The sequence below is a fragment of the Nonomuraea sp. NPDC049141 genome (genome assembly GCF_040648415.1).
Taxonomy (GTDB): domain Bacteria; phylum Actinomycetota; class Actinomycetes; order Streptosporangiales; family Streptosporangiaceae; genus Nonomuraea.
In genome coordinates, this window is sequence record NZ_JBEZDR010000006.1 from 468,527 (window position 1) to 482,349 (window position 13,823).

Annotated in this window: 14 protein-coding genes and 3 pseudogenes; 10 read left to right on the top strand and 7 right to left on the bottom strand. The window is 68.0% G+C overall.

Annotated features, from left to right (window positions below; all coding sequences use genetic code 11):
* Positions 1 to 523: 523 nt before the first annotated feature.
* Positions 524 to 748 (bottom strand): hypothetical protein, encoded by a 225-nt coding sequence (locus AB0B91_RS21070; RefSeq protein ID WP_358321873.1) that lies wholly within the window; start codon positions 746 to 748, stop codon positions 524 to 526.
* 478 nt (positions 749 to 1,226) lie between these two features.
* On the opposite strand from AB0B91_RS21070, the gene AB0B91_RS21075 reads away from it, so the two are divergent.
* The gene (locus AB0B91_RS21075) at positions 1,227 to 1,676 is read left to right on the top strand and encodes a hypothetical protein (protein ID WP_358321876.1); all 450 of its coding nucleotides are present in this window, start codon (positions 1,227 to 1,229) and stop codon (positions 1,674 to 1,676) included.
* Between the two features lie 117 nt (positions 1,677 to 1,793).
* On the opposite strand, the pseudogene AB0B91_RS21080 reads toward AB0B91_RS21075, so the two are convergent.
* Both AB0B91_RS21080 and AB0B91_RS21085 read right to left on the bottom strand, forming a co-directional pair.
* A pseudogene (locus AB0B91_RS21080) lies at positions 1,794 to 1,953 on the bottom strand (transposase); the annotation flags it as partial.
* A gap of 19 nt (positions 1,954 to 1,972) precedes the next feature.
* Positions 1,973 to 2,374 (bottom strand): annotated as a pseudogene (locus AB0B91_RS21085) (DUF1338 family protein); the annotation flags it as partial.
* 185 nt (positions 2,375 to 2,559) lie between these two features.
* Between AB0B91_RS21085 and AB0B91_RS21090 the strand changes: the two are divergent.
* The 5 genes from AB0B91_RS21090 (at position 2,560) to AB0B91_RS21110 (ending at position 5,707) form a co-directional block, all read left to right on the top strand.
* Complete coding sequence (locus AB0B91_RS21090) at positions 2,560 to 3,165, top strand: TetR/AcrR family transcriptional regulator (protein ID WP_358321879.1); 606 nt, start codon at positions 2,560 to 2,562, stop codon at positions 3,163 to 3,165.
* Positions 3,166 to 3,406: 241 nt separating this feature from the next.
* Positions 3,407 to 3,778, top strand: a complete 372-nt coding sequence (locus AB0B91_RS21095; RefSeq protein ID WP_358321882.1) for a Tn3 family transposase — start codon at positions 3,407 to 3,409, stop codon at positions 3,776 to 3,778.
* A gap of 171 nt (positions 3,779 to 3,949) precedes the next feature.
* Positions 3,950 to 4,468, top strand: coding sequence for a hypothetical protein (locus AB0B91_RS21100; RefSeq protein ID WP_358321885.1), 519 nt, complete (start codon positions 3,950 to 3,952; stop codon positions 4,466 to 4,468).
* A 50-nt stretch (positions 4,469 to 4,518) separates the two neighbouring features.
* Positions 4,519 to 5,184, top strand: a complete 666-nt coding sequence (locus AB0B91_RS21105) for a hypothetical protein (RefSeq protein ID WP_358321888.1) — start codon at positions 4,519 to 4,521, stop codon at positions 5,182 to 5,184.
* A 103-nt stretch (positions 5,185 to 5,287) separates the two neighbouring features.
* Positions 5,288 to 5,707: a hypothetical protein gene (locus AB0B91_RS21110; RefSeq protein WP_358321890.1), complete on the top strand. Its 420-nt coding sequence runs from the start codon at positions 5,288 to 5,290 to the stop codon at positions 5,705 to 5,707.
* A gap of 407 nt (positions 5,708 to 6,114) precedes the next feature.
* On the opposite strand, the gene AB0B91_RS21115 is transcribed toward AB0B91_RS21110, so the two are convergent.
* Complete coding sequence (locus AB0B91_RS21115; RefSeq protein WP_358321893.1) at positions 6,115 to 6,978, bottom strand: SDR family NAD(P)-dependent oxidoreductase; 864 nt, start codon at positions 6,976 to 6,978, stop codon at positions 6,115 to 6,117.
* Positions 6,975 to 7,328 (bottom strand): nuclear transport factor 2 family protein, encoded by a 354-nt coding sequence (locus AB0B91_RS21120; protein WP_358321896.1) that lies wholly within the window; start codon positions 7,326 to 7,328, stop codon positions 6,975 to 6,977. The genes AB0B91_RS21115 and AB0B91_RS21120 overlap by 4 nt, the downstream gene beginning before the upstream one ends.
* 108 nt (positions 7,329 to 7,436) lie before the next feature.
* Here AB0B91_RS21120 and AB0B91_RS21125 point away from each other — a divergent pair, with 108 nt between their 5' ends.
* A complete protein-coding gene (locus AB0B91_RS21125; RefSeq protein WP_358321899.1) occupies positions 7,437 to 7,961 on the top strand; it encodes a helix-turn-helix domain-containing protein in 525 nt (174 codons plus the stop codon).
* A gap of 246 nt (positions 7,962 to 8,207) precedes the next feature.
* Complete coding sequence (locus tag AB0B91_RS21130; RefSeq protein WP_358321901.1) at positions 8,208 to 8,960, top strand: SDR family oxidoreductase; 753 nt, start codon at positions 8,208 to 8,210, stop codon at positions 8,958 to 8,960.
* Here AB0B91_RS21130 and AB0B91_RS21135 read toward each other — a convergent pair.
* Positions 8,909 to 9,814: a LysR family transcriptional regulator gene (locus AB0B91_RS21135; RefSeq protein ID WP_358321904.1), complete on the bottom strand. Its 906-nt coding sequence runs from the start codon at positions 9,812 to 9,814 to the stop codon at positions 8,909 to 8,911. The two genes, AB0B91_RS21130 and AB0B91_RS21135, sit on opposite strands and share 52 nt — an antisense overlap.
* A 493-nt stretch (positions 9,815 to 10,307) precedes the next feature.
* Here AB0B91_RS21135 and AB0B91_RS21140 point away from each other — a divergent pair, with 493 nt between their 5' ends.
* Both AB0B91_RS21140 and AB0B91_RS21145 read left to right on the top strand, forming a co-directional pair.
* Positions 10,308 to 11,813, top strand: a complete 1,506-nt coding sequence (locus AB0B91_RS21140) for a carboxylesterase family protein (RefSeq protein ID WP_358321907.1) — start codon at positions 10,308 to 10,310, stop codon at positions 11,811 to 11,813.
* A 270-nt stretch (positions 11,814 to 12,083) separates the two neighbouring features.
* Positions 12,084 to 12,206 (top strand): annotated as a pseudogene (locus tag AB0B91_RS21145) (ABC transporter ATP-binding protein); the annotation flags it as partial.
* 432 nt (positions 12,207 to 12,638) lie between these two features.
* Here AB0B91_RS21145 and AB0B91_RS21150 read toward each other — a convergent pair.
* Positions 12,639 to 13,622: a cellulose-binding domain-containing protein gene (locus AB0B91_RS21150; RefSeq protein WP_358321910.1), complete on the bottom strand. Its 984-nt coding sequence runs from the start codon at positions 13,620 to 13,622 to the stop codon at positions 12,639 to 12,641.
* Positions 13,623 to 13,823 lie beyond the last annotated feature (201 nt).

Genomic DNA, 13,823 nt, shown 5'->3' on the forward strand with positions numbered 1-13,823 from the left:
CACCCAGGTAGGGGGTGAAGTACAGGCGGATGTGCGCCTCATACGAGCGCCGGGTGGTGGCGTCGATCTTCCGCTTGCGCCGCAGGAACTCTTGCATCCATTCGGCGACGGTGACGGTGGGGTTGAGGTCTTGGCGGGTGCGGACCTTGCGCCGGACCTCTTCCACCGCGGGAAGGGTCTTGGTGTCCTTGAGCATGGCCAGCATCAGCTCGGTGATCTTCCGCTGGATGTGCGGGTCTTCATCCAGCGCCAGCAGGGCGCGGGCGTGCTCCAGTTCGGCCTCGACCTCCTCCAGCGTGGCAAAACCGCGCCGTCGCAGCGGGTTGCGCCGCCGCCCGTCCGCGTGCGCGGGCAACTCGAGTTGGTAGGCCCAGCGGCCGTGGGTGCTGCTCCACCACTCCCCACCGCCCGGGCGGCGCAGCTTCGGGCAGGCCTTGCCCAATTTCTTGCCGATCGCCTCATCCCGGCAGGAACACGTCTTGAAGGTGGTTCCGTTCATCGTCGCTGTCGTACCTTCCCTTGTTCACTGACCTCGCGTCACCGCTTGCTCGGCGTCGCGTCCCTGCGGCGCTCCCCCGCCCCCGCGCCCCCGCCGAGCGCCGTCGGTACGGTACGGCCCGTGCAGGACGCCACCGGCGGCGCCGGCGGCATCGCGTACCCGGCCCATCACCGCGGGGTCGCCGTCCGGCGGCCCGGAGCGGGGGGTTGCCGTGCCCCGGGGCCGGAGGGCGGCCCCGTCGGCCCGCACAGGCCCGTTATGGGGGCCGCAGCGGGGACGTGCGGGCCACCGGCTGGCCCGGGGCGGTCGGTATCGACGCCCACCTCCACCACCCATGTCAAGCGATATCCGCTGGTCGCATGTCCCCGGCCCCACTCCGGCCAAGCTCGGGCATCCGGTTACGTACCTCAACCGGAAAACGCCAGCCTTACGCACAAAGGCCCCGCGCTGATCACATGGCGGCCGCCCCATCTGGCGTGAAAGGCACAGCATGAAGAGGCGGCGAAGTAGCTGGACTTTACGGTCACAATCAAACGCCCCGATCCGGCGGGCCAACTCATCCCGTCACTTATCTAAATACCGACCAGAAGAGCCGAGTTAGGACAGCGCAATAGGTCAGCCTTTGGTCAAGCCGACATCGGAATCCGCTCCGCAATGGCGGCACCTGGTTGGTCACGGTCTGGGCACTGGCCTTCCGTACGGCTGTTAGCGCCGCGATGCTCAGGCCATGGCGGACTGGGCGAAGTTGATCGAAGCGGTCGCAGGCTTGGTAGGGGCTGTCGCTTGGCCTGCGGCTTTTGCCGTCGCGGTGTGGCTTGTGATGCGACGCCACAAGGATGCCGTTGCCCGGCTCATTGACCGGCTGGAACAGATCATGCTTCCCGGTGGGCTTGAGATTCGCCTGAAAGTGGCCGAACAGCAGGCTCGCGACGAAATTCAATCTCTCGTGGAACGAGCAGCGACGGAACTCGACCCTCACGCGAGAAAGCAAGCCGCCGAAGAACTCGCCGAACGAGCTGAGGAACTCGGCGCGTTGGGAATCATCAGCCAGGGGCCATGGGTGGAAGCAGAGCCAGACATCCGTACAGAGCGACAGTGGGCGAAGTTCGCTGAGTGGGTTGAAGCCGCGAGGAGGAAACGGCGATCTTCTGAGCCCCCTAAAGACGCTCCCGAGTAGCCTCTCGTTCACGGCAGACTGGAGTAGTCCTCACCCTTGATCGGCCCATCCTCGGAGGCAGGCAGGACGATCGGCCGTGCTCTCGTAGTCCGCCCCCTCCGTCCTGCAGTCCGTGCGCCGGGTCGAGACGCCGAGCAGATAGCTGGTGGCGATCACGCTGATCAGCGCCTGCTCGGCCCGCCGCCGTCGTTCCAGCAGCCAGTCGGGGGAAGTAGGAGCCGGAGCGGAGCTTGGGGATGGCCAGCTCGACCGATCCTGCGCGGGTGTCCCACTCGCGCTGCGGACCGCAGCTCCCCCTCGCTCACCGCCCCGTCGCTCTCGCGGAAGCGCCGGGGTTCCGCGAGAGCGCGGAACAAGGTCTGGCGCAGCGAGATGTCGGGCCCCTGCCACCTCGGCGGCCCTTGGAGCCGGTCGATCATCTCGATGCCGCGTGCGACCATCCGCCGGTAGAGCTCATCGATGTCGAGGACGCGCGGCGTGAGCTCCCGCGGACTGCCCACTCTGATGACTCCGTGCCGCTCGGCGGTGACCCTGGCGATGGAGCCGATCGGCGCGGCGTCGCCTCCGCGGCGTTCGAGCACGTCGACGTTTACCTCGTTCGAGACCTCCAGCAAGGTCGAGTCCGCCGCGACCTCGGTTCCGTACAGCTCGGAGAGGCGGTGCGCGAACCACGCCCGCAACTGCCAGGTGGTGGCCAAAGTTAACCCCTCCCCGAAGTGTAAATCTAAGACTCTATTCTCGAATTCTCAGCATGATGGCCAGCCAATATGCCCGTCAAGCAACTATTCTGGCATATTTTACTGGAGAATATTTGAGACTTGATTCTCGGTTCTAGGTACCGAGGTCATGTGCGCCGTCCCTGTCAGCCCCTACGCTTGGGCCTGTGATCGCAAACGACTGGGCCGGTGGCGGAGCGCGCAAGGATGCCGTGCGCAACCGTCAACGACTGCTCGAAGCCGCCGGCGAGATCATCAGGACATCCCCGGAAGAGGCGACGATGCCGAAGATCGCCAAAGCCGCCGGGCTGTCCACGGCCACCGCGTACCGCTACTACCCCACTCTCGGCGAGTTGCTCAATCACTACCTGTACAGCGTGCTGGTACAACTGCGCGACTTCAGCCATGACTGCCCCGCCACGGGACTGGAGCTCTACTCGCGCGTCATCGACGAGTGGATCCGGCTCGTGCACGTATACGGGCGTACGATGGTCCAGCTCCGCCCCCGTACGGGATTACTGGCCCGGCTGCGCGCTCACGACTCCGTCATCACCGCCAGCCGCGACGCATGGGAACGCCCCATCCGGGCCGTGCTGCGCAGCGAGAGGCTCGCCGACGACACCTTCGAGCCCGCCTTCTTCCTGCACAACCTGATGTTCGACGCGCGGGAGATCCTCGATCTCAACGACCTGGGGCTCAGCGACGACGAGATCAAGCGACGCATGGTGAGCGCCTTCAAGGGCGCCATCCGCGGTTGGGCGAACTTCCGCTGACGAGCCGCTAATCTTGCGACTCGATTCTCAGCCTCTCTCGCTTACGCATCCAATCAAAGCTCCTGAGGGCCTTCACCCTTCTGCGGTCGCATGCCATAACACGTCGTCAGCGGATCTCGACCCTGCCGCAGCTGAAGAAGTCGTCGCGGATCGTGGCCAGGACGGCGAAGGTGTTCATCGAGGAGCCGGAGCTCATCGAGGAGACCGACTTACGCGAACGCGGACCTGCCCGGAGAGGGCGGTGGACCGCGACGCTTACGTGGTGTGCGTACTGGCAGCTCTTCACAGGCTCAAGCGCCGCGACATCTACGCCTCTCCTCGCAGCGCTGGTCCGACCCGCGCGCCCGCCTGCCGGGTCGAGAAGATGCTCCCGAAGACCGACCTGCCGGACCTGCTGTTCGAGGTGCACGCCTGGACCAGGTTCCTGGACGCCTTCGTACACCTGGGCGACGGCCGGGCCCGCGTGAAGGACCTCACCACCACGGTCGTCGCCATGCTCATGAGCGAGGCTTGCAACATCGGCATGACCCCGGTCATCAACCCGGACTACGCGGCGCTCACCCGGGCCCGCATGGTCCACGTCGACCAGTACTACCTAGCACCCGCCCTATGAACCCGCTTGAGCTGCAACGCACCTACCTCGGCCTCACCACGCCCCATGTCGCCGATGCGATCATGCGCCTCGGTATCTCCGTCCGACGGGCACCGGCGAACGTCCACCCCGTATGGGGTGGCACGCACATCGTCGGCCGGGTCCAACCAGCGCGCCACTACGGCAGCGTCGATGTCTTGCTCAAAACCCTCGAACACGCCGAGCCCGGGGGACGTGCTCGTGGTCGACAACGCCGGACGAGACGACGAGGCCTGCGTCAGTGACCTCATTACCCTCGAGGTCCGGCACTCCGGGCTCTCCGGCATCGTGATCTGGGGTCTGCACCGAGACACCTCCGAGCTGTGCGTCATCCGGCTGCCCGTGGTCAGCCAGGGAGCGCTCCCCCGTGGGCCCGCAACGACTCGACGCGCAGGAACCGGACGCGCTCGCCTCCGCGCGATTTGGGACCACCTCGTGACCGGGGATGACTTCGTCCTCGCCGACGACGGCGTGCTGTGCCTCCCGCTCGACCGCGCCGCGGACATCGCCGAGCCGGCGAGTAGGATCAGAGACACCGAACGGCGCCAGACTGCTCGCATGAACCTCGGCGACAGCCTCCGAGACCAGGCCAGGTTCTCCGGCTGCCTCGCCGTGCGAGCAGGATGGCACGACGTTCCGCCAGTACCTCCGTTCCATCGGCGGAGCAGTTGAGGAGCGAACCGGCTGATGCAGCCACGACAGCACCCGTCTGGTCCGGCGCGATGACCACCTCCGATCGCCGCCGGGGCACGCCCGAGCATCCTTGGCGTGGAATTCACCTCGACGTGTACGAGCGACACATGGGCGACCCAGGGGTAGGGCAGCTTCAGCGGCTCCGCGATATCACCGGTGAACAGCTCGCGGCGTACCCATTCCGTGCAATCGGCGTGCTGGGAATCGCGGGAGGCAACGGACTCGACCTCATCCACCCGGAGACCACGGACGCCGTGTACGGGTACGACATCAACCCCGACTACCTCGACGCCTGCGAGACCCGATATCGCGACACCCTCGGCGATCGCCTCCATCTGATCGAGACGAGCATCGACCGCTCCGTGAGGATCGAGCGCGTCGACCTCCTCATCGCCAACCTCATCATCGAGTATGTGGGCGTCGAAGAGTTCGTCGCCTTCGCGGCCGCGAACGCCCGCTCCATCGGCGTGCTGTCGTGCGTGATCCAGCGCAACGACGCGGCAGGCTTCGTCAGCTCGACGGACTACTCATCGTCGTTCGACACCCTCGCCTCGGTGTCATCGGACATCGACCCCGAGACGCTGACCTCAGCGATGTCGGATGCAGGGTTCGCAGCCCTGGGCCGCTGCGAGTACCCCTTGCCGAACGGTAAATCCCTGGTGCGACAGGACTTCCAGACCATCCCATTCCCATAAACAACCAGACCCTTGCGCCCGCGACCGCTGTCGGGCGATAGCGCGGCTGGAGGAGCTGATCACGATCGAGGACCCCGATACCGAGGGCGCATCGGGCGGCGGAATGCGCAGCTTCCTGCAGGAGTCGAAGGAGAATCCCGGGCCGCGGCAGTTGGAGACGCCGCTGGGCGAGATCGTCAAGCTGGAGCGGGTCAAGGCGATCGGGCTGCCGGAGGGGGCGTCGGAGAAGGTCGTGGAGGCTGGCGGGCCGGGCGATGAAGATGTACCCCTCCGACTTCGCCGCCGCCCAGCCGCCGGTCCGGGCGAGGCTGCTGGCCGCGCAGTGCTGGTTACGCAAGACCGAGATGATCGACGGCCTGGGTGGCTGCTGATCCAGCTCGTGCACACGATCAGCATGCGGGCACAGAAGAAGAAGGTCGAAAACGAGATCAGCACCGAGTTCGCCCGGGTGCGCGGCAAGAATGACATCCTCGTACGGCTCGCCCAGGCCGCCCTGGTAAGAGATAAGCCTTGGGTTCCCTGAGGCCACTGTGGCCTCAGGGAACCTGAGGCTTATCTCTTAATCTGTGCGCCGCGTCGTAGCCGATGACGTCCAGTGACCCGGCCACCTCTGGGTTTGGCGGACGGGTCACTGCCCGGGATGGGCGGGGCGCTACGGTCGGGCGTGCCCGCGGACGGAGTGATGGACGCTGGTAGCGTGCTCCGACCAGCCCGTGAAAGCTAGGTCACGCCGCAGCCGTCGCGCGGGCACCGGAACTGCTGGGAACCCGAGCCGACAGAAGGATCCTCGGCAGCAGGTTGAAGTCCCGCGGTTCGTCGCAGTTACTCCATGCGTGCCGGGCCGTGGTCGCAGAGCCCGTGGTTGGTCCGGCTCGACCTCCACCTGCATGTCCGCGGTTCGGGCTCGTAGACCCACGCCAAGGACTCGATCTACGTCCTGGGCGACGGGTCATCGGCCTGGGGGAAATCCACGGAGCGGGAGACGTTCTCGTGGGCGCGGATCTCGGTGAGCATGGGCTCCAGCTCGCCGATCACCGCGTCGTATCCGGCGCCCCCGAGCACGAGACGGTGAGGCGGGTCGTCCCGGTCGATCGCGGCCACGACGGCCCTCGCGCCCTGGAGTGGGTCTCCGGGCTGGTTGCCGTCCTGCTCGATCATGACCGCGCGGACGTTGTCCAGCATCGGCCGGTAGTCCTCGATGCTCTCCCGCACCGGCTCGTCGGCGAACCCGGCGTACGCACGGGTGCGGAAGGCCCCCGGCTGCACGGCCAGCACCTTGACGCCCAGTGGAGCCACCTCCTGGCGCAGGACATCGGTCATGCCCTCGATGGCGTGCTTGGCCGCGGTGTAGTAACCGAAGCCGAGCACCCCTCTCAGCCCGGCGACGGACGAGAGGTTGATGATCCAGCCGCTGCGCCGGGCGCGCATGCCGGGCAGGACGGCGCGGGTGACGGTCAGCACGGCGAAGAAGTTCAGTTCGAACAGCTGCCTGACGGCCGCGTCATCCATGCCTTCCACCGAGCCGTACCAGCCGCGTCCGGCGTTGTTGACCAGGATGTCGATGCCGCCGAAGTGCGCCTCGGCGGCGGCGACGGCCTGGTGGACCTGCCTGGTGTCGGTGACGTCGAGCCGAAGCACCAGCACCCTGTCGCCGTGCGGTTCGGCCCAGTCGCGCAGTTCCCCGGGCCTGCGGGCGGTCAGGGCGACGCGGTCGCCGGACTCCAGGGCCGCGTCGGCGAAGGCCATGCCGAACCCGCCGGGCGTGCCTCCGGTGATGAACCAGGTCCTGTTCATGGCTCGATGACCAGGCGCTGGATGAGGCCGTCGCGAAGGGTGAAGCGGAAGCGCAGGTCCACGGTGCCCCCGGGGAAGTCGCCGGCCAGGTGCTGGGTGACGCTGTAGTCGCCCTCGCCGGACTGCTCGGCGGCGATCGGGGTGATCGTGTACGTATAGGCGCCGGCGGAACGGTTCATCCACGCGGCGATAGCGCTGCTCCCGACGTGGGTGTGGCCTTCGTCGACCGCCGTGGCGTCGGCGGCGAACAGACCGAGCTGGGCTGCGATGGCGCGGTCGCGGTGGGCGGTGAGGTAGGCGGTGATGGTGCCGGGCAGCACGTCAAAGGCGATTGCCTGGTTGTCGGGCATGGCATGTCCCTCGCATGTCGATGGTGGGCGTCGCACAGGCGACCTAGTTACTGCTAAAATGAAACCTACTTACTTCGACAATAGCAGTGACCGTTGGAGGGTTGTCCCATGCCGGCCCGGATCAGGCAAGAAGACCGTGAGTGCCCGCTGTCCGCCACGATCGAGCACATCGGCGAGTGGTGGACTCTGTTGCTGCTGCATGACGCCTTCGACGGCTATACCCGCTTCGACCAGTTCCAGGAAAACCTGCGCATCTCCTCCAGCATGCTCACCAGCCGGCTCAAGACCCTGGTCGCCGACGGCCTCCTGGAGCGCCGCCCGTACCAGACGAACCCGGTGCGCCACGAGTACGTGCTGACGGAGCTGGGCCGTTCGCTGCGCCCGGTCATCGTCGCGATGGCCGCCTGGGGCAATGCCCGCCTGGCGCCCGAGGAGCGCAGCATGATCCTGGTCGACACGGCCACCGGGGAGGAGGTCGAGCCCGTCATGATCGACGCCAAGACCGGCCGCCGCCTGGACGACAGCCGCGCGTACGTCTTCACCGCCGGCCCGGCCGCCGGCCCCGCCATGCGCGCCCGCTACACCCCGCAGCAAGGGGAACGCGGCGACCGATCCCCCGATGATCATCGGTGACATGCTGCACACCGTGCTCCGCCGCCGTGGAGGGGGCTGTCACCCAGGCACCTCCGTAGATCTCCTCGGGCGTGTCGGCGGGGATGCCGATCGACCGAACGCGATCACCGGACCGAGCTCCCATCGATAACCGCCCGGCATCGGATCATGCCAAAGCGATCATTGTTCGCGCAGGTGGCATGGGGTGTGCTGGAGAGGCGGGCCGCCATGGGCCCGCGTCCACAGAGGAATCAGGGGAGATCTAATATGGGTCAGCTCAACGGCAAGGTCACGGTGGTGACGGGCGCCAGCAAGGGGATCGGGTTCGCCTCCGCCCTGCGTTTCGCCGAGGAAGGCGCGTACGTCTACCTCACCGGACGTGGCAAGGAGGAGCTCGACGCGGCGGTGTCGGAGATCGGCGCGGCACGCGCCACCGGGGTGCCCGGCGATGTCACGGACCTGGCCGACCTCGACCGGCTCTTCGCGTCCATCAACGCCGATGGACGCCGCATCGACGTGCTCTTCGCCAACGCCGGCGGTACGACCTTCGTCCCGCTGGCGGACGTGACCGAGGAGGACTACGAGCGGAGCATGAGGCTCAACGTGCGCAGCGCGCTGTTCACCGTGCAGAAGGCTCTGCCACTGCTCAACGACAACGCGTCGGTCATCCTCGCCTCATCCACCACGGCCGGGAGGGGGTCGGCGGGCGTCGGCGTCTACGCCGCGTCCAAGGCCGGGGTCCGGTCGTTGACCCGCACCTGGGCGAACGAGCTGAAAGACCGGGGCATCCGGGTCAACGCCCTCGCACCGGGTGGTACGGAGACACCGGCCTTCGCGGCCGCCACCCCGGAAGGGGCCAGCCTGGACGAGTTCCGCGCGATGCTGGCCGGACAAGTGCCGCTCGGGCGCGTCGCCGAGCCGGCCGAACAGGCCGCGGCGGCCCTGTTCCTGGCTTCCGACCAGAGCAGCTACATCACCGGCATCGAACTGCTCGTGGACGGCGGCATCAACCAGATCTGACCGACAGCCGATCGTGGTCCCGGCCTGCCGACACCGGGTCGACGTCCGGTCGGCTCCGCGCCACCGCGGCCGCGGCGCCGGTCAGCCGGTCGCGGACGGCCAGCGGGGTGGCGCGTGGCCAGGCCAGAACGAGTCGGCTGCGTGGCGCGCCGGTCACCGGGACGGCCACGACGGACGGCCCGAGCCGGCTGGTCGCGCTCGCCCCCAGTACGACCACGAGGTCTCCGATCGCGACCCGGTCGATGATCTTCGTCCAGTCCGACCCGCGGGGGTTGCTCGCGGAACTCGGTATCGGCCCGCACGTCGCGGGCGGTGAGGCTGCCACGCGCGGCGAGCGGGTGCCCGGCCGGGAGGAGCGCGACCGGGGACTCATCGAGGAGATCGACGGTGTCCAGGCCGTCGAGATCGTCGCTGCCGCACATCAGCGCCAGGTCGGCGGTGCCGTCCCGCAGGGCAGCGGCCAGATCGACGGTGAACAGCACCTCCACCGGCACCGGATCGGGGCCGCTCCGGTACGCGTCCAGCACCAGGGACAGCAGGGCCGCGCCGGTGCCAGGCGGGGCGGCGATCACCAACCGCTGCGGGCGCGCGGCCCGCTGGGCACGACGTACCGCGCCGTCCGCCGCGGCGAGGACCTTGCGGCTCTCGCGCAGGAGCACCTCGCCGGCCTCGGTCAGGCTGACCCGTCGGCTGGTGCGCTCGAACAACTGGACCCCCATCCGGCGCTCCAGCCTGCTGATCGCCCGCGACAACGCCGGTTGCGCGATGCCCAGTTGCTCGGCGGCGCGGCTGAAGTGCATCTTCTCCGCCAGGGCGATGAAGTAGAGGAGTTCTCGCACTTCCAGGTGGTCCATAGCCATAAAAGTACAGCCGCGGCAGCGGTGACCGGCTGACGTTCTTCCCGACCTCGTCGGCCGATACGGCTACGAGGTCCGTTCTCGGGGGCGGCGAGTCGGGGGTCAGAGAGCTTTGGAATGGAATCCGGCGCTAGCGCGGCTCCCGCTGGTCAGCGCGCCCGGTCTTCGCCGATCGGCCCTGCCGTTTCGGTGACACCACATGGGCAAGCCTGCACCTCCCCGGGCGCCGGAAACGCCCGTACAGGCAAAGTCAAGGACCGCGGGAATCCGAGACGGGGCCGCTGCGAACGAGCAAGTCCTGGGTTGTCCGAGCCGACGCGGCTATCTGCTCCGCCCTGGTCGGCCGACCAACGTCGACGCCTCCCTGGCACAGCGTTCTACAATACGGTTTACAACCGTCATTCTGTTGTATTGTCGCCGGCAGGTGGTCAGCGCATCAGAGCTCTTCTGCCGGGGCACCTGAGGCTGCCTCCCGGAGAAGGAGCCTTCGATGACCATGTCTGCCGAACCCGAGATCCACATCATGAGCGGGACGGTCCGCGGTCGTCGCGAAGCGGGGCCGGCGGTCTTCCGCGGCATCCCTTTCGCGCAGCCGCCTGTCGGACCGGCGCGCTTCGCGGCTCCACAGCCGGTGCGCGGGTGGGACGGCGTGCGTGAGGCGTTCGCGTATGGCCCGCCGCCCCCGCAAGCGTCGATGACCGGGGCGCCCCCTTCAGTGAACGACGTCGTGGGCGACGACTGGCTGACGCTCAACGTCTGGACTCCCGAACCCGGTCCCGGCGCCGGGCTGCCGGTCATGGTGTGGATCTATGGTGGCGCCTACGTGTTCGGCGTGTCGAGCGATCCCGGCTACGACGGGACCCGGCTGGCGGACGCGGGTGTGGTCGTGGTGACCCTCAATTATCGGGTCGGGATGGAGGGGTTCGCCCAGATCGACGGGGCGCCCGCCAACCGTGGCCTGCTCGACCAGGTGGCCGCGCTGGAATGGGTGCGCGAGAACATCACGGCGTTCGGCGGGGACCCCGACCGGGTCACCGTCTTCGGCGAGTCCGCCGGCGCCGGGTCGATCGCCGCGCTGATGGCCATGCCACGGGCGGCGGGACTGTTCCGGCGCGCCATCGCCCAGAGCGTTCCCGGCACGTTCTTCTCCGCGGAGCTGGCCGGTGACATCGCCGCTGTCATCGCCGACGAGCTTGGCCTGTCCGCGACCGTTGACGACTTCTCCGCTGTCGCCCCCGGGCGGCTGGCCGCCGCCGGTGACGCGGCGACCGCCAAGATGCGCCAGTTCGAGGACCGATGGGGTGTGGTCGCGCATACTCCTACGCTGTTCTCACCGGTGGTCGACGGTGAGGTGCTGCCCACCACCCCGTGGCAGGCCCTGGCGGATGGCGCCGGCCGGGCGGTCGAGCTGATCGTGGGGCACAACCGGGATGAGTACCGGCTGTTCGTCGCCTTCGGCGGGCTGCTGGGCCAGGTCACCGACGAGCAGGCGGCCGCGGCACTGAGCGTGTTCGCGCCGGACGGCGGGCGCGCCTACCGCGAGGCCTTCCCCGGCGCGGGCGCCGGGGAGCTGTTCGAGCTGGTCCAGTCTGATTGGTTGTTCCGCATGCCCTCGCTCCACCTCGCCCAGGCGCAGACCGGCGGTGGGGGTCGCGCACACCTGTACGAGCTGACCTGGCCCGCGCCCGGCATGGGCGGGAACCTGGGCGCCTGCCACGGCCTGGACGTCCCCCTCACCTTCGGCGTCTTCGACGCGGGCCTCGGCGCCGGCCTGATGGGCGATCCGCTCTCTCCCGAGGGCCAAGCTCTATCCCAGCACATCCGGACGACATGGACCGCCTTCGCCGCGACCGGCGACCCCGGCTGGGCCGCCTACGACCCCAAGCGCCGACTCACGCAGGTTCTGAACACCGAACCGGCGGTCACCACCTACCCGGAGGAGACCTCCCGTCGGCTCTGGCAGCACCACACCTTCGCCCCTCTGCCCCGTCTGTGACCACAACAGCGGCAGGATTCCCGCGTTGTCGTGCCGCTGTCGGACAGCTCAAGCCGGGCGCCTTGATGTGGGCGGCGCCGGGCCTGCATACGACGTCAGGTCTGCTTTTGGGACAAGCGCCGCCATTCGGCGCGTCCGGGTGTACGCCATCTGGCGTATCGGCGTCGAAACCGCTCCGCTGCCTGGGATCCACTCGAGCCGACCCGCCGAGGCAATACTCGGCCAGGAAGATCCGCGTCCCCGTCCCTCACCGTCGAGGAACACCTCCTGATTGCCGATCGACACCGCAGCCGGGGCCAATGGACGCGGGAACGCGTCTACGAGACGATGCCACGACTCGCCGAGCGCCGGGATCACCTGGCCGCGCAACTGTCCGGCGGCGAGCAGCAGATGCTCGCCATCGGCAGAGCCCTCCTCGGAAATCCCCGGCTGCTGCTTCTCGACGAGCCGTCCGACGGGCTCGCCTCGGTCATCGTCGATCACATCCAGGACCTGCTGCTCTCCCTGGTGTCCGGAGGGACGGCCATGCTCCTGGTCGAGCAGAACCTGCGCCTCGCCCTGACCCTGGCCTCCCGCGTCCTCGTGATGTCCAAAGGGGTGATCGTGCACAACTCCTCTGTCGCCGACTTCCGCTCCGACGCCGACCGCGCCACGGAACTCGTCATTCGCGGTAGTACCGCTACTCTGCGGCCCCGAAGGCGTCGCGGCCGGTTCAACTGGGGTATGCAACGCCGAATGCGGTCTTCTCCACACGTCGTGGACGTGTGGAGAAGACGTCGCCCTTCGCCTGCACCTGCGACCTGGTCGGTCGGCCAGGACCGCCGGCTAGCCCCAGAACGCCAGGGCCTGCCTGCCGAGCGACTGCTGGCCCGCCGTATTGGCATGGCAGCCGTCGGCGACCTCGTTGCTCCTGAGACGGAACGCCCCAGGGTAGGTCACGTTCTGCGTCGTGTCGGCAGCCGCCTGCCTGGCAAGACCGTCGGTCAGTTGCGGACCGTTGGGGCCCGCCAGGAAACACGTCTGGCCGGGATCGTAGAGCGGCTGACCCGTGATGAAAATCTTGGCGCCGGAGGCCGCGTGCAAGCGCGCGTTGGCGATGAGCCGCTTCACTTCGTCATAGGTCGCGTTGGCGTTGAACACGCAGATCTGCACCCACACCGTCGTCGGTCTGCCGAACCTGCTCACCTGCTGGTCGAACTTCTGCCACGCGCTGGAATTGGGGTCGGTCCACGACTGCACGACCAAGCCGCCCGTCCCGTACGGACCCCACATGCGTCCGCCTCCGACCGCTACATACCCCTGGGCGACGTTCTCCGCCATCGAGCAGCCGATGAAGCCCATGGAGTTCGCTTGCTGAGGTCCGGTCGGAGTGACCGTCGGCGTCGGCTCGCCCGTACCGCCCGTGCACGTGACGCCGTTGAGCGCGAAGGTGGACGGTACCGGGTTACTGCTGTTGTTCCACGAACCGCTGAACCCCAAGCTCGTATTGCCGCCGGTCGCGAGGTTGCCGTTCCACGCGGCATTGCGAGCGGTCACCTGCGGACCGTTCTGGGAGACCGTGGCGCCCCATGCCTGAGTCACCTGCTGGCCGGCGCCAAACGACCAGGTCAGCATCCAGCCGGTGCCTGGATCGCCCAGATTCGTCAGGCTTACATTGGCGGTGAAACCTCCCGTCCACTGGGAGGCCACCGAGTAGGTGACCCGGCAACCGGTCGCGGCATGCGCGGTCGTCAGAACCCCGCTGACAGCGGCGGCCGCTGCTACCGAAACGACGGCTGCGACGAAGAGACGTAACCAAGATAGGCGCATCGCTTCTCCCTCAACTGCGTACTTCCGTGGTGGGCTTACGATCACAGGTCGACGTCCACAGCGACGGTCCTGGAGCATTCAGATACGTCGGGGCGGCGACGAAGTCCCCTTTCGGATATCCGGCGTACGGATGCGCCGAGCCGTGGCCCAGCGCGAGCGCGGCCATTCGGCGACATGGTCGACCGGGCGCTGTTGCCCGAC